The sequence below is a fragment of the Streptomyces sp. NPDC001220 genome, from assembly GCF_053597895.1.
The window spans coordinates 55,845-68,959 of sequence record NZ_JBSFJE010000017.1 but is presented as its reverse complement, the minus strand read 5'-3'; the positions used below and the strand labels follow the sequence as shown (position 1 = coordinate 68,959).

Below are 13,115 nucleotides of genomic sequence, written 5' to 3'. Positions count from 1 at the left end.
CCCCAACCGCAGCTGGGCACGGCAGGCGCACGCCTCAACAGTAGGCCGCAGAAGGCTTCCACGGGCAGCGGTCGTCTACGGTTGCCCGATTGCGCCCTGGCCACCCGTATGCATCTGGTATGCGCCGAACGGGTGGCCTTCAACCGCTACTCCTCGGTCGGAAGGGCGACTTCGGCCGCCGCGTCCGGTCCCTGCTCCAAAAGGACGACAAATCCGTCCTCGTTCAGAACCGGAACCTTCACCTGCATCGCCTTGTCGTACTTCGATCCGGGGTTGTCACCCACGACCACGAACGACGTCTTCTTCGATACCGAGCCGGTCACCTTGGCTCCGCGGCTCTGCAGGGCGTCCTTGGCGCCGTCCCGGGTGAAGTGCTCCAGGGTTCCGGTCACCACGACGGTGAGCCCTTCCAGCGGGCGCGGTCCCTCGTCCTCGCCGGTCGACTCGTCCTCCAGCGGGACTCCAGCGTTCTTCCACTTTCGGATGATCTCGCGGTGCCACTCCTCGGCGAACCACTCCTTGAGCGCCGTCGCGATGATGCCGCCGACGCCGTCGATGTTCGACAGCTCCTCCTCGCCGGCCTGCTCGATGCGCTCGATGGAGCGGAACTCGCGGGCCAGCGCCTGCGCGGCGACGGGTCCGACGTGCCGGATGGACAGACCGTTGAGGAAGCGGGCGAGCGGGCGGGTCTTCGCCTCCTCGATCTTCTGGAGCAGGGCGAGGGTGTTCTTCTTGGGCTCGCCCTTCTGGTTGGCGAAGACCGTGACGACCTTCTCCTCGCCGGTCTTGGGGTCGCGCTTGGGCAGGCCGCTGTCCTGGTCCAGGACGTAGGCCTTGATGGGCAGCAGCTTCTCGACGGTGAGGTCGAAGAGGTCGCCCTCGTCGGTCAGCGGCGGATCGGCCGGCTCCAACGGCCGGGTGAGGGCGGCCGCGGCCACCGAGCCGAAGTGCTCGATGTCCAGGCACTCGCGGCCCGCGAGGTAGGAGACGCGCTCTCGCAACTGGGCGGGGCAGGCCCGGGCGTTGGGGCAGCGGAGGTCGATGTCGCCCTCCTTCATGGCCCGCAGCGGTGTCCCGCACTCCGGGCACTCGGCCGGCATCACGAACTCCCGCTCGCTGCCGTCCCGCAGGTCGACGACCGGGCCGAGGATCTCCGGGATCACGTCACCGGCCTTGCGCAGCACCACGGTGTCGCCGATCAGCACGCCCTTGGCCTTGACGACCTCCTGGTTGTGCAGGGTCGCGAACTCCACCTCGCTGCCCGCCACCGTGACCGGCTCGACCTGCGCGTACGGCGTGACCCGGCCGGTGCGGCCGACGCCGACCTTGATGTCGATCAGCTTGGTGTTGACCTCCTCCGGCGCGTACTTGTAGGCGATCGCCCAGCGCGGCGCCCGCGCGGTGGAGCCGAGCCGCCCCTGGAGGCGGATCTCGTCGAGTTTGACGACCACTCCGTCGATCTCGTGCGCCACGGAGTGCCGGTTCTCGCCGTAGTAGGCGATGAACTCCCGTACGCCGTCCAGGTCGTCGACCACCCGGTTGTGCGGGGAGGTGGGCAGGCCCCAGGTCTTGAGCAGGTCGTAGGCCTGGGAGAGCCGGGTCATGCCTTCGAAGCCCGCCAGGGCGCCGATGCCGTGGACGACCATGTGCAGCGGGCGGGAGGCGGTGACCCGTGGGTCCTTCTGGCGCAGCGAACCGGCCGCCGCGTTGCGCGGGTTGGCGAACGGCTTGTCACCGGCCGCCACCAGCCGTTCGTTGAGCTCGGCGAACTTCTCCATCGGGAAGTAGACCTCGCCGCGGATCTCCACCAGGTCCGGCACCGTGTCGCCGTGCAGCCGGTCCGGGATCTCGGCGATCGTCCGGACGTTGGGCGTGATGTCCTCGCCGGTACGGCCGTCGCCGCGGGTCGCCGCGCGGGTGAGCCGGCCGTGCTCGTAGGTGAGGTTGACGGCGAGGCCGTCGACCTTCAGTTCGCACAGGTAGTGGTACTCCTGGTCGCCCAGTTCCTTGTGGATCCGCTCGGCCCAGGCGGCGAGGTCCTCGTCGTTGAACGTGTTGTCCAGCGACAGCATCCTCTCGCGGTGCTCGACCGCGGTGAACTCCGTCTGGTACGCCCCCGCGACCTTCTGGGTCGGCGAGTCCGGGGTGCGCAGCTCGGGGTACTGGTCCTCCAGTGCCTCGAGGGACTTCAGGAGCTTGTCGAACTCCGCGTCGCTGATGACCGGAGCGTCCTTCACGTAGTACCGGAAGCGGTGCTCCTCGATCTGCTCGGCGATCCGCGCGTGCTGTTCCCGTGCCTCGGCGGGTACCGCCGTCTCCGCCTGCTGCTTGTCGCCGGCCACCGTGTTCCTCCCGTTACTCTGGGTTGTCCGCGAGTGATCTCGCCGCCCGGACGCAGTGGGCGAGCGCCTGCCGGGCGTACGCGGGGGAAGCACCCGCGAGCCCGCACGCCGGGGTGACCGTCACGGCCTCCGCGAGAAGCCCTGGTTGCAGCCCCAGCCTGCGCCACAGCGTCCTGACACCCATGACGCTACCGGCAGGGTCTGACAATGCCGTGTCCGTGCCCGGCACGACACCGGCGAACAGCCGGGTACCGCCCTCCACGGCCTCGCCGATCGCGTCCTCGTCACGTTCGGTGAGGAGCGAGAAGTCGAAGGAGACGGCGGCGGCTCCGGCCCGGCGCAGCAGTGCGAAGGGGACGTCGGGGGCGCAGGAGTGGACGGCCACCGGGCCGTCGGCGTGGGCGCCCATGACGTCCCGCAGCGTCGACTCGACGAGCTGGCGGTCCACGGCCCGGTGGGTGCGGTAGCCGCTGGCCGACCTCACCCGACCGCTCAGCACGGCGGTCAGGGACGGCTCGTCGAGTTGCAGGACGAGCCGGGCGCCGGGGATCCGCCGGCGGACCTCGGCGAGGTGCAGGCGCAGGCCCTCGGCGAGGGAGGCGGCCAGGTCACGGCAGGCGCCGGGGTCGGAGAGGACCACCTCGCCGTTGCGCAGCTCCAGGGCGGCGGCCAGGGTCCAGGGGCCGACCGCCTGGACCTTGAGCGGACCCTCGTAGTCCTGGGTGAACTCCTCCAGCGCGTCCAGGTCCTCCCCCAGCCAGGAGACGGCCCGCTGGGTGTCCCGGCCCGGCCGGTCGCCGAGCCGCCAGCCGCTGGGCTCCACGCGGGCGTACAGCTCGACGAGCAGGCCTGCGGTACGGCCGATCATGTCGGCGCCGGGACCGCGGGCGGGCAGTTCGGGGAGGAAGGGGAAGTCCTCGAAGCTGCCGGTCGCGGTCCTGGCGGCCTCTCGGGCGTCGGTGCCGGGGAGTGAGCCGATGGCTGTCGCGGGGCCGAAGGAGGGGGTTGCGTTCACGTGGGAAGCCTAGGGTCGGTGGCCGACGGGGGGGTGCGACGGTTCTTCGTTCGGGTGCGGGTTTGTGGGGGCTGGTCGCGCAGTTCCCCGCGCCCCTTACGGGACGCCCGGCCACGGGGCGCCTGATCAGGCGCCGGGCCGAACTGTCACGTCGTTGATCTCCGCGTCCCGCGGGAGGTCCAGGGCGGTCAGGATCGTGGTCGCGACCGATTCCGGGTCGATCCACTTCGCCGGGTCGTAGTCCTTGCCCTCCTGCTGGTGGACCTTGGCCTGCATCGGGCTCGCCGTGCGACCGGGGTAGACCGAGGTGACCCGCACGCCGTTGCCGTGTTCCTCCTGGCGGAGGGCGTCGGCGAGGGCCTTCAGGCCGTGCTTGGAGGCCGCGTACGCCGACCAGCCCGCGCCGGCGTTGAGGCCGGCGCCCGAGTTGACGAACAGCACATGGCCCCGCGCGGCGCGCAGTTGGGGCAGGAAGTGGCGGGTCAGTTCGGCCGGCGCGACCAGGTTGACGTTCAGCTGGTGGCGCCAGGACTTCGGGGTCAGCTCGCCGATCTCGCCGAGGTCGACCACGCCCGCGATGTGCAGCAGCGAGTCGACCCGGTCCGGGAGCGACTGGTGCGAGAAGGCCCAGGAGAGCTTGTCCGGGTCCGCCAGGTCGCCCACCAGGGTGCGGGCACCGGGGAAGCCGGCGGCCAGTTCCTTCGCGCGGCCCGCGTCGCGCGCGTGCAGGACGAGGTCGTCCCCGCGCGCGTGCAGGCGGCGGGCCACGGCGGCGCCGATGCCGGATCCGGCACCGGTGATCACATGAGTTGCCATGGGAGCCATGCTCGCATCAGTCGACGGGCCGGTTCGCCTCCAGGTAGGTGAGCGCGTCGGCGGGTTCGGCGGCGAAGTGCATCAGCTCCGCCAGGGGGCGGGGCAGGAAGCCCTCCTCCTCCATCCGGTGGAACTGCTGCTCGATGCCGTCGTAGAAACCGGCGGTGTTCAGCAGGACGACCGGCTTGTCCGTACGGCCGTGCTTCTTCAGCTCCAGGATCTCGGTGGCCTCGTCCAGGGTGCCGGTGCCGCCGACCATGATCACCACGGCGTCGGCCTTCTCCAGCAGGAGCCGCTTGCGCTCCGCGAGGTCGGACGCGATCACCATCTCGTCGGCGCCGGGGCGGGCCTTGTTCGCGAGGAACTCGACGGAGACACCCACCAGCTTGCCGCCGGCTTCGTGGACGCCGTCCGCGACGACCTTCATGAGACCGGTGTCGGAGCCGCCCCAGACGAGGGTGTGGCCGCCTTTGCCGATCAGCTGCCCGAAGAGCCGGGCCGGCCGGGTGTAGCGCTCGTCCAGGTCGGCGGCGGAGAGGAAGACACAGATTCGCATGAGGTCAGGGTAGGCGGGAACAACCCGGCTCCCGCCGCTGTCATCCCTGTATGGCTTCTGGACACACGATCACCATCGAGAAGAGCGACCAGCGCGTGCGCGTGGTGCACGGCGATCTGATTCTGGCCGAAAGCGATCGGCCCCTCGTCCTGCGCGAGACCGGCTCCCCGGTGCGGTACTACATCCCCGCCGAGGACGTCCGGCTCGATCTCCTGACGCCCTCCGAGTCGCACACCGTGTGCCCCTTCAAGGGCACCGCCTCCTACTGGTCCCTGCCGGACGCGCCGGACCTGGTGTGGGCCTACCCCGACCCCAAGTCCGACGTCGCCCAGATCAAGGACCACCTCTGCTTCTACGACGTGGAGGTCACCGGCTGACGCCTGCCGTGTCCGCCGCCCGGACGGTCGACGCGATGGTCGCCGAGCCGACGACCCGTGTGTCGTCGTACAGGACGACCGCCTGGCCGGGTGCGACGCCCCGGACCGGCTCGGTGAACGTGACGCGCAGTTCCCCGTCGACGAGTTCGGCGCTGACCTCGGTCTCGCCGCCGTGGGCGCGGAGCTGGGCGGTGTAGAGGGCCGGGCCGGTGGGGGCGGTGCCGCACCAGCGGGGCCTGATCGCCGTCAGCGCGCTGACGTCCAGGGCGGCGGCCGGGCCGACCGTCACCGTGTTGTCGACCGGAGAGATGTCGAGGACGTAGCGCGGCTTGCCGTCGGCCGCCGGGGTGCCGATCCGCAGCCCCTTGCGCTGGCCGATGGTGAAGCCGAACGCGCCCTCGTGGGTGCCGACCTTGGCGCCCGACTCGTCGACGATGGCGCCCTCGGCCTTGCCGAGCCGCCGGGACAGGAAGCCCTGGGTGTCGCCGTCGGCGATGAAGCAGATGTCGTGCGAGTCGGGCTTCTTGGCCACCGCGAGGCCCCGGCGCTCTGCCTCGGCGCGGATCTCGTCCTTGGTCGTCAGGGTGTCGCCGAGCGGGAACAGCGCGTGCGCGAGCTGCTGCTCGTCCAGGACGCCGAGGACGTACGACTGGTCCTTCGCCATGTCGGAGGCCCGGTGCAGCTCGCGGGAGCCGTCGGGGAGCGTCACGATCTTCGCGTAGTGGCCGGTGCAGACCGCGTCGAAGCCCAGCGCGAGGGCCTTGTCCAGCAGGGCCGCGAACTTGATCTTCTCGTTGCAGCGCAGGCACGGGTTGGGGGTCCGCCCCGCCTCGTACTCGGCGACGAAGTCCTCGACGACGTCCTCGCGGAAGCGGTCGGCGAGGTCCCAGACGTAGAACGGGATGCCGATGACGTCGGCGGCGCGGCGGGCGTCGCGGCTGTCCTCGATGGTGCAACAGCCCCGCGCGCCGGTGCGGAAGGATTGGGGGTTCTCGGAGAGCGCGAGATGGACGCCGGTGACGTCGTGGCCCGCCTCGGCCGCGCGGGCGGCGGCGACGGCGGAGTCCACGCCGCCCGACATGGCGGCGAGGACGCGGAGGGGGCGGGTGCGCTGCGGGGTGTCAGTCATAGCCCCTCCAGGGTAAGGGGGCGCGGGAACCGGGGCCCGCGAGTATCCGTTGGGGATCACATGGGGGCGACGAGCGGTGACCGGGACCGGCGGATCGGACGGCGGGCGCTGCTGGTCGGCGGGGCGGCGGCGACCGCGGGCGCGGTGGCGCTGACCAGGGACGAGCTGACGCGGCTGTACTGGCGGCTGCCGGGGGTGCGCAAGGCGCGGGTGGCGGGCGCGGTGGACTTCAGGGGTGCGCGCTGGGTGGCCGCATCGCCCGCGAACTACCGGACGGCGAACCGGCCGGACGACTACCCGATCGACCGGGTGGTCATCCATGTCACCCAGGGCGGCTACGCGAGCGCGGTGAAGGTCTTCCAGGACCCGGCGCACGAGGCGGCGGCGCACTACATCGTGCGCAAGGACGGGCGGATCACCCAGCTGGTCCGCGAGCTGGACGTGGCGTTCCACGCGGGCAACCGGTCGTACAACGAGCGCAGTGTCGGCATCGAGCACGAGGGTTTCGTGGACCGCCCGGAGGACTTCACCGACGCGATGTACGCGGCGTCGGCGCGGCTGACGGCCGCGATATGCCGGCGGTACGGCATGTCCGTGGACCGGGAGCACGTGATCGGTCATGTGGAGGTGCCGGGGACGGACCACACCGACCCGGGCGAGCACTGGGACTGGAAGCGCTACATGGGTCTTGTACGGCGGGTCGGACAGGCCTGAGCCGGGGTTCCGCATGTGACTGAATCGTTATCCTGTGCTCGCTCTGCGCGCTGTCTGTGTCCGTTGCGTCCCCCGCCCCGGGCGCGAGCTGCGTCTGGTCAACTCCAGCTTTTCCCAGGGGAGTTGAGCATCACCGGCATCCACGGCCGCCGCACAGCCCGCCCGCCCTCCTCCTAACTTCGCCTCAGATTTCGCACAGTCCCCAGGTCGAACATCCCCGCCATGACCCACACCTCAGAGCCCTCCTTCGAGACGGGCGGCAGCGAAGAGCAGGACACCCGCGGCAGGCGCCGGCGCGCCAAGGGCGCGGAGCACTCCAGGGCCGAGCGCGTCACCGGGGCCGAGCACTCCAAGGACGCGACGGCCAAGCGCGGCAAGGGCGTTCACCGGCGGAAGTTCCTCGGCGGCATGGCCGGCGTCGGTCTGGGCGCGGTGGCCGCGGGCGGCGCGACCTTCGCCCTGCTGACCGACGCCGGCGGCAACAAGGCCGGCGCCGCGACCAACACCGCCACCCTCTCGGTCCCGGACCTCCTGGAGGGCACCACCTCCGACAGCACCACCACCTACACGCTCGAGGCGCAGACCGGCAGCGCCGAGGTGATCAGCGGTGTCACCAGCACCACCGCCGGCTACAACCAGTCCTTCCTCGGCCCGACCATGAAGTGGACCAAGGGCAACACGGTCCTCCTGAACATCACCAACAGCCTGGGCGAGGACACCACCGTCCACTTCCACGGCGCGCACGTCCCGGCCAAGATGGACGGCGGTCCCCAGGTCGCCTTCTCCGACGGGGAGACCTGGTCGCCGACCTTCGAGGTGCTCGACGAGCCCATGACGCTCTGGTACCACCCGCACGCCCTGGGCACCACGGCCAAGCAGGCGGTGCACGGCCTGGCCGGCATGATCATCGTCGACGACAGCGACAACACCACCAGCGCCGCGCTGCCCACCACCTACGGCACCGACGACATCCCGCTGATCTTCCAGTGCCTGGCCGTGGACGCCGACGGCGACATCAAGTACGACCTCACCGGCTACCTCGGCGGCGACCTGACCTACCCGCTGCTGGTCAACGGCACCAACGTCGACGACACCACGCTCACCTTCTCCGCGACCAAGACCCGGACCCGGTTCCGGCTGCTCAACGCCTCACCCTCGGACATCATCACCATCCAGCGCAGCGACGGCGGCACGATGTCGCAGATCGCCACCGACCAGGGCTATCTGTCCGCGGCTGCGGACGTGACCGAGATCCGGCTGGTGGCCGGCGCCCGCGCCGAGATGGTCATGGACCTCTCGGACGACGTCACCCTCCAGGCGGTCGTCACCACCGGCTGGGTCCGCGGCGGCAGCGGCACGTACGACTTCCTGACCGTCGCCGCCGGCGGCAGCGACACCCCGGACGACCTGCCCACCTCGCTGCGGACCATCGACCGGTACGACACCAGCGACTTCACCGCCCGGACCATCACCCTCGGCCAGTCCGGCACCACCATGACCATCAACGGATCGGCCGGCACGAGCATGAGCTCGATGGCCATGATCAGCACGACCCTCGGGTCGAAGGAGATCTGGACGATCAAGAACGGCACGCAGCTGGAGCACTCGTTCCATCTGCACGACGTGCCGTACCAGCTGATCTCCATCAACGGCGAGGATCCGACCGGCGTCGAACTCGGCTGGTACGACACCTACGAGGTGGTCGGCGGCGGCTCCATCGAGATCGCCATGGAGTTCACCGACTTCACCGACGACACGTACATGTACATGCTCCACTGCCATCTCCTGCAGCACGAGGACGAGGGCATGATGGCGTCCCTCATGGTCACCGAGAGCTAGCCCGAACCTGGCTCTCGGGACGGCTGCCGTCGGCGGTGGAAGCGCCGGCGGCAGCCGCTGGGGCCGTCTTCGTCGCCGGACCTCAGCTCAGCCCGGCGGCCCGGGCCCGCTCCACCGCCGGGCCGATCGCCTTGGCGACCGCCTCCACGTCGGCCTGGGTGGAGGTGTGGCCGAGCGAGAAGCGCAGGGTGCCGCGGGCCAGGTCCGGATCGGTCCCGGTGGCCAGCAGGACATGGCTCGGCTGGGCCACCCCGGCCGTGCACGCGGAGCCCGTCGAGCATTCGATGCCCTGGGCGTCGAGCAGCAGGAGCAGCGAGTCGCCCTCGCAGCCGGGGAAGGTGAAGTGCGCGTTGGCCGGCAGGCGGTCCACCGGGTCGCCGCCGAGGATCGCGTCCGGTACGGCCGTACGCACGGCGTCGACCAACTGGTCGCGCAGGGCGCCGATCTCGCGGACGAACCACTCGCGGCGCTCGACGGCGAGGTTCGTCGCGATCGCGAAGGAGGCGATCGCCGGGACGTCGAGGGTGCCGGAGCGGACGTGCCGCTCCTGGCCGCCGCCGTGCAGGACCGGCACGGGGGTGTACTCACGGCCGAGGAGCAGGGCGCCGATGCCGTACGGGCCGCCGACCTTGTGGCCGGAGACGGTCATCGCGGCGAGGCCGGAGGCGGCGAAGTCCACCAGGGTCTGGCCGACGGCCTGGACCGCGTCGGCGTGCAGGGGGATGTCGAACTCGCTTGCCACGTCGGCGAGTTCACGGACCGGCAGGACCGTGCCGATCTCGTTGTTGGCCCACATGACGGTGGCGAGGGCCACGTCGTCGGGGTTGCGGGCGATCGCCTCGCGCAGTGTCTCGGGGTGGACCCGGCCGTAGGAGTCGACGGGGAGGTACTCCACCGTCGCGCCCTCGTGTTCGCCGAGCCAGTCGACCGCGTCGAGGACCGCGTGGTGTTCGACGGGGCTGGACAGGACGCGGGTGCGGGCGGGGTCGGCGTCACGGCGGGCCCAGTAGAGGCCCTTGACCGCGAGGTTGTCGGCCTCGGTGCCGCCGGAGGTGAAGACGACCTCGCTGGGGCGGGCGCCGAGTGCTGCCGCGAGGGTTTCCCTGGATTCCTCGACCGTGCGGCGGGCCTTGCGGCCGGAGGCGTGCAGGGAGGACGCGTTGCCGGTGACGCCGAGGGTGGCGGCGAGGGCTTCTACCGCCTCCGGGAGCATGGGGGTCGTGGCGGCGTGGTCGAGGTAGGCCATGGTGGGTCGATTCTACGGGGGGCGGGGTGAGGGTCGCCCAGCGCCGTAGGGTCGATCGCCATGGGCGGGTGCGGGCCGCCGGTGGCCGGTCGCGCCCACGCGGCGGAGCCGCGCATGGGCACAGCCCCGCGCCCCTCGGGGGCGCGCTCCCCAGCCCTGCCTACAGGCTCCAGGACACCGTGTTCGAGATCTCCATCGCGATGGCGAGGACCGCCAGGTCCGCGACGCCCAGGGCCAGGCCCAGGTATGCGCGGCCCTTGCGCTGCGTGCCGCGCCACAGGGAGACCAGGGCCAGGACGATCGCGATCGGGCCCAGGAACAGGTTCAGGACGAGGAGGCCGAGGAGGCCGAGGATGAAGGACGCCACGGCCATGCCGTCGGCGTCGCGGGTGCGGGGTTCGGGGCGGGTGGCGGCCGGGGCGGTGAGGTGCAGCATGACTCAGCTCCTGGAAGTCGTGGTGGACGGTCAGTTGGCCGAGGTGCGGCGCCGGCGGGCGATGCGCTCGCGGAGTGCGAAGACGGCCAGCCAGACGGCGATCACGGCGGCGAGTCCTGCGGTGACGTCGAGCGGCGCGTGGGCCACGGTGCCCAGCACCACGCCGAGCAGCATGAGTGCGGCGACGAGGAACAGCATGGGATTCGATCCCCCCTCCGTTAAGTTTGGGTGAACGGTTGTAGTAACACTTGTTTACTGACTTTGAGTCTAGCAACTCCGACGGCTTTTCAATTCCGGAGAACAGTTGTTAACTGGATGACATGAGTCACACCCTCGGCATCCGACAGGCCCAGAAGCAGAAGACCCGCCAGGCCTTCCTGGACGCGGCGCTCGGGCTGCTGGAGGAGCAGAGTCTGAGCAGCCTGGGGCTGCGCGAGGTCACCCGGGCCGTCGGCGTCGCCCCGACCGCCTTCTACCGGCACTTCCGCTCCACCGCCGACCTGGGCGTCGCCCTCGTCGACGAGGCGCTCGGCAGCCTGCACCCCATGGTCCGCACGACCGTCTCCACGCCCGGCCCGGAGCGCATCACCCGCGCCGTGCTGCTGATCGCCGACCATGTGGCCGCGCACCCGGCGCACGTCCGGTTCATCGCCCGGGAGCGGCACGGCGGGGTGCAGCCGGTGCGCGAGGCCATCCGGGACCAACTGGCCCGGTTCGCCGAGGAGGTCAAGACCGAGCTGGCCAAGGACCCCGAGGCCGCCGGCTGGAACGACGACGACCTGCTGATGCTCGCCCACCTCTACGTGGACCAGATGCTCATGACCGCGTCCCTGTTCCTGGAGACCCTGGAGTCGCCGGAGCCCTCGGAGGCGGAGCGGCAGCGCGTCACCCAGGTCGCCGCCCGCCAGATGCGTCTGATCAGCCTCGGCCGGCAGCACTGGCTGGACTAGGGACTGTCCGGGCAACGCGAAGGGGCGGTGCGCCCGTTCGCCGGACGCGCCACCCCTGCCGCACGACGCCTGCTGTCAGCTCTTCGTGGCCTGCTGGGTCGGAGCCCCGCTGGGCGCCGCGCCGCCAGCGCCGGGTCCGCCCTGACCGCCGCCGCAACCGCCGCCGCCCTGACCGCCGCCCTGACCGCCGCCGGGGCCGCCCTGGCCGCCGGCGCCCGGACCGCCGCTCGGCATCCCGGTGGGGGTTCCGGTCGGCTTGACGGTGGAGTTGCCCGTGGGCGCGCCGGAGGGAGCACCGCTCGGCATCCCGGAGGCGTTGCCGGTCGGCATGCCGGTCGGCGCCTGACAGGACTGCGACTGGCCGGAGTTGCCGCTGCCGGAGGACGACGACGAGTCGCCCGAGCCGCACGCGGTCAGCAGCAGCGGAGACACGGCGAGCAGGGCGACCGCGGGGACGAGACGTACACGCTTCATGAGAGACAGCTCCATAAAGGATGAGGGAGTCCTGAGGCGTGGCACTCAACCAACGGTGCTTAGGGCGCACTTGGGCCCGCCCTGTGCCCGGCCTGTGACTCGGGTAAAGGGCGGCTCAAGAAATCGCGCTGACCTGCTGGTTTCCGGACGGTCGCGGTCTACTCGCTGGTACGCGTCCGTGACAGAACGGGGTCCCGGCGGATACGTCAGCCGAGCCGGACCCGGGCCAACTGCCGTGACTGGGCGACCAGTCGGTCGGCGCTGTCCCAGACCTCGGCGTCCTCCTCCAGGAAGCCGCCGGCCAGGTTGCGGGTGGTGACGGAGACACGCAACGGGCCCGGGGCGGGGCGGTGGCGGACGTGGACGGTGAGTTCGACCGTGGGGACCCAGCCCTTGAGGCCGATCTCGAAGGCGGTGGGCGGCAGCGCGTCGACCGCCAGGAGCAGGGCGAGGGGGTCGGCGTCACGGCCGTCGGCGAGGCCGAACCAGGAGCGCATCTCGCCCTTGCCCGAGGGGGCGCCGAGGGCCCAGCCCAGGGTCGACGGGTCCAGCTTCAGCATCAGGCGTTCGGTGATGGCGGAGCTGCCGTCGACCGGGGCGGGACCACCCGACGGCAGTCGGATGCTTGATGCAGTCTCGGGCCCGAAGCACTGGTCCATGGGCGGGATGGCCGGCGGGGTCGCCGTGGTGCGGACGTCGTCGGGGAGGGCGGCGAGGTCGCCGTAGGAGGCGAGGACGCGGATGCGTTCGACCTCGTTGCCGTCGTCGTCGTACTGGAAGAGCGAGGCCTGGCCGGTGGAGAGGGTGCGGCCGGTGCGGACGGTGTCCGTGCGGATCACGGCCGGGCCCGGCTGGGACGCGGTCAGGTAGTGCGCGGAGATGGTGAACGGGTCCGGATGCGGCAGCGTGTCCGCGAGGGCCCGGCCGAGGACGGCCAGCAGATAGCCGCCGTTGACGGCGCTGATGATGGTCCAGCCGGCCGAGAGGTCGATGTCGTAGACCCCGGGCGCGCGCCGGGTGACCGCGGTGTCCCGGTCGAACTCGCTGTCGCCGATCACGGCCCGCGTGGAAGCTGCTTCTGACATGACTGAACAGTACAAGAAGTGATTACTAAGCGGTAGCTTTTGTGATCCACGCACCAGCGGGCCAACCGTAAGGGATCCGTCCGCCGGGTGAGGTTCCGGCAATTTCTAGGTAAGTGTCCGGACACGTCCGTAACCC

At 71.0% G+C, this 13,115-nt stretch carries 14 protein-coding genes; 4 read left to right on the top strand and 10 right to left on the bottom strand.

All coding sequences use genetic code 11. The features are described from left to right. Positions 1-146: 146 nt before the first annotated feature. From ligA to ACWDGI_RS34380, 4 genes are all read right to left on the bottom strand, one after another. On the bottom strand, positions 147-2,342 hold the full coding sequence (gene ligA / locus ACWDGI_RS34395; protein WP_450765864.1) for an NAD-dependent DNA ligase LigA: 2,196 nt from the start codon (positions 2,340-2,342) through the stop codon (positions 147-149). 13 nt (positions 2,343-2,355) lie between these two features. Continuing rightward, positions 2,356-3,357: a methionine synthase gene (locus ACWDGI_RS34390; RefSeq protein ID WP_450765862.1), complete on the bottom strand. Its 1,002-nt coding sequence runs from the start codon at positions 3,355-3,357 to the stop codon at positions 2,356-2,358. Between the two features lie 126 nt (positions 3,358-3,483). Next, the gene (locus ACWDGI_RS34385) at positions 3,484-4,182 is read right to left on the bottom strand and encodes an SDR family oxidoreductase (protein ID WP_450765860.1); all 699 of its coding nucleotides are present in this window, start codon (positions 4,180-4,182) and stop codon (positions 3,484-3,486) included. Positions 4,183-4,189: 7 nt separating this feature from the next. Further along, on the bottom strand, positions 4,190-4,729 hold the full coding sequence (locus ACWDGI_RS34380; RefSeq protein WP_450765858.1) for an LOG family protein: 540 nt from the start codon (positions 4,727-4,729) through the stop codon (positions 4,190-4,192). 50 nt (positions 4,730-4,779) lie between these two features. Here ACWDGI_RS34380 and ACWDGI_RS34375 point away from each other — a divergent pair, with 50 nt between their 5' ends. Beyond that, on the top strand, positions 4,780-5,106 hold the full coding sequence (locus ACWDGI_RS34375; RefSeq protein WP_450765856.1) for a DUF427 domain-containing protein: 327 nt from the start codon (positions 4,780-4,782) through the stop codon (positions 5,104-5,106). On the opposite strand, the gene mnmA is transcribed toward ACWDGI_RS34375, so the two are convergent. Next, complete coding sequence (gene mnmA / locus ACWDGI_RS34370; RefSeq protein ID WP_450765854.1) at positions 5,096-6,235, bottom strand: tRNA 2-thiouridine(34) synthase MnmA; 1,140 nt, start codon at positions 6,233-6,235, stop codon at positions 5,096-5,098. The two genes, ACWDGI_RS34375 and mnmA, sit on opposite strands and share 11 nt — an antisense overlap. Before the next feature lie 60 nt (positions 6,236-6,295). On the opposite strand from mnmA, the gene ACWDGI_RS34365 reads away from it, so the two are divergent. Both ACWDGI_RS34365 and ACWDGI_RS34360 read left to right on the top strand, forming a co-directional pair. Next, positions 6,296-6,949, top strand: coding sequence for an N-acetylmuramoyl-L-alanine amidase (locus ACWDGI_RS34365; protein WP_450765852.1), 654 nt, complete (start codon positions 6,296-6,298; stop codon positions 6,947-6,949). Between the two features lie 222 nt (positions 6,950-7,171). After that, positions 7,172-8,788 carry a multicopper oxidase family protein gene (locus tag ACWDGI_RS34360; RefSeq protein ID WP_450765850.1) on the top strand — a complete coding sequence of 539 codons (1,617 nt, stop codon included), beginning with the start codon at positions 7,172-7,174 and terminating at the stop codon, positions 8,786-8,788. A gap of 82 nt (positions 8,789-8,870) precedes the next feature. Here ACWDGI_RS34360 and ACWDGI_RS34355 read toward each other — a convergent pair whose 3' ends face one another. The 3 genes from ACWDGI_RS34355 to ACWDGI_RS34345 all read right to left on the bottom strand — a co-directional run bounded on the left by ACWDGI_RS34355 (position 8,871) and on the right by ACWDGI_RS34345 (position 10,668). Further along, on the bottom strand, positions 8,871-10,034 hold the full coding sequence (locus ACWDGI_RS34355) for a cysteine desulfurase family protein (protein WP_450765848.1): 1,164 nt from the start codon (positions 10,032-10,034) through the stop codon (positions 8,871-8,873). A gap of 160 nt (positions 10,035-10,194) precedes the next feature. Continuing rightward, positions 10,195-10,467, bottom strand: coding sequence for a DUF4190 domain-containing protein (locus ACWDGI_RS34350; RefSeq protein ID WP_450766079.1), 273 nt, complete (start codon positions 10,465-10,467; stop codon positions 10,195-10,197). 33 nt (positions 10,468-10,500) lie between these two features. Then, positions 10,501-10,668, bottom strand: a complete 168-nt coding sequence (locus ACWDGI_RS34345) for a hypothetical protein (protein WP_351323447.1) — start codon at positions 10,666-10,668, stop codon at positions 10,501-10,503. 122 nt (positions 10,669-10,790) lie between these two features. Here ACWDGI_RS34345 and ACWDGI_RS34340 point away from each other — a divergent pair, with 122 nt between their 5' ends. Beyond that, the gene (locus ACWDGI_RS34340) at positions 10,791-11,420 is read left to right on the top strand and encodes a TetR family transcriptional regulator (RefSeq protein WP_450765846.1); all 630 of its coding nucleotides are present in this window, start codon (positions 10,791-10,793) and stop codon (positions 11,418-11,420) included. 75 nt (positions 11,421-11,495) lie between these two features. On the opposite strand, the gene ACWDGI_RS34335 is transcribed toward ACWDGI_RS34340, so the two are convergent. Then, positions 11,496-11,894, bottom strand: a complete 399-nt coding sequence (locus ACWDGI_RS34335; RefSeq protein ID WP_450765844.1) for a hypothetical protein — start codon at positions 11,892-11,894, stop codon at positions 11,496-11,498. Positions 11,895-12,100: 206 nt separating this feature from the next. Beyond that, positions 12,101-12,979, bottom strand: coding sequence for a thioesterase family protein (locus tag ACWDGI_RS34330; RefSeq protein WP_450765842.1), 879 nt, complete (start codon positions 12,977-12,979; stop codon positions 12,101-12,103). Between the last annotated feature and the right edge of the window lie 136 nt (positions 12,980-13,115).

Coding starts and splice junctions, on each gene's coding strand:
- ACWDGI_RS34335 (WP_450765844.1), bottom strand. CDS start 11,894: ATGAAGCGTGTACGTCTCGTCCCCGCGGTCGCCCTGCTCGCCGTGTCT.
- mnmA (WP_450765854.1), bottom strand. CDS start 6,235: ATGACTGACACCCCGCAGCGCACCCGCCCCCTCCGCGTCCTCGCCGCC.
- ACWDGI_RS34380 (WP_450765858.1), bottom strand. CDS start 4,729: ATGCGAATCTGTGTCTTCCTCTCCGCCGCCGACCTGGACGAGCGCTAC.
- ACWDGI_RS34340 (WP_450765846.1), top strand. CDS start 10,791: ATGAGTCACACCCTCGGCATCCGACAGGCCCAGAAGCAGAAGACCCGC.
- ACWDGI_RS34375 (WP_450765856.1), top strand. CDS start 4,780: ATGGCTTCTGGACACACGATCACCATCGAGAAGAGCGACCAGCGCGTG.
- ACWDGI_RS34355 (WP_450765848.1), bottom strand. CDS start 10,034: ATGGCCTACCTCGACCACGCCGCCACGACCCCCATGCTCCCGGAGGCG.
- ACWDGI_RS34385 (WP_450765860.1), bottom strand. CDS start 4,182: ATGGCTCCCATGGCAACTCATGTGATCACCGGTGCCGGATCCGGCATC.
- ACWDGI_RS34360 (WP_450765850.1), top strand. CDS start 7,172: ATGACCCACACCTCAGAGCCCTCCTTCGAGACGGGCGGCAGCGAAGAG.
- ACWDGI_RS34365 (WP_450765852.1), top strand. CDS start 6,296: ATGGGGGCGACGAGCGGTGACCGGGACCGGCGGATCGGACGGCGGGCG.
- ACWDGI_RS34345 (WP_351323447.1), bottom strand. CDS start 10,668: ATGCTGTTCCTCGTCGCCGCACTCATGCTGCTCGGCGTGGTGCTGGGC.
- ACWDGI_RS34330 (WP_450765842.1), bottom strand. CDS start 12,979: ATGTCAGAAGCAGCTTCCACGCGGGCCGTGATCGGCGACAGCGAGTTC.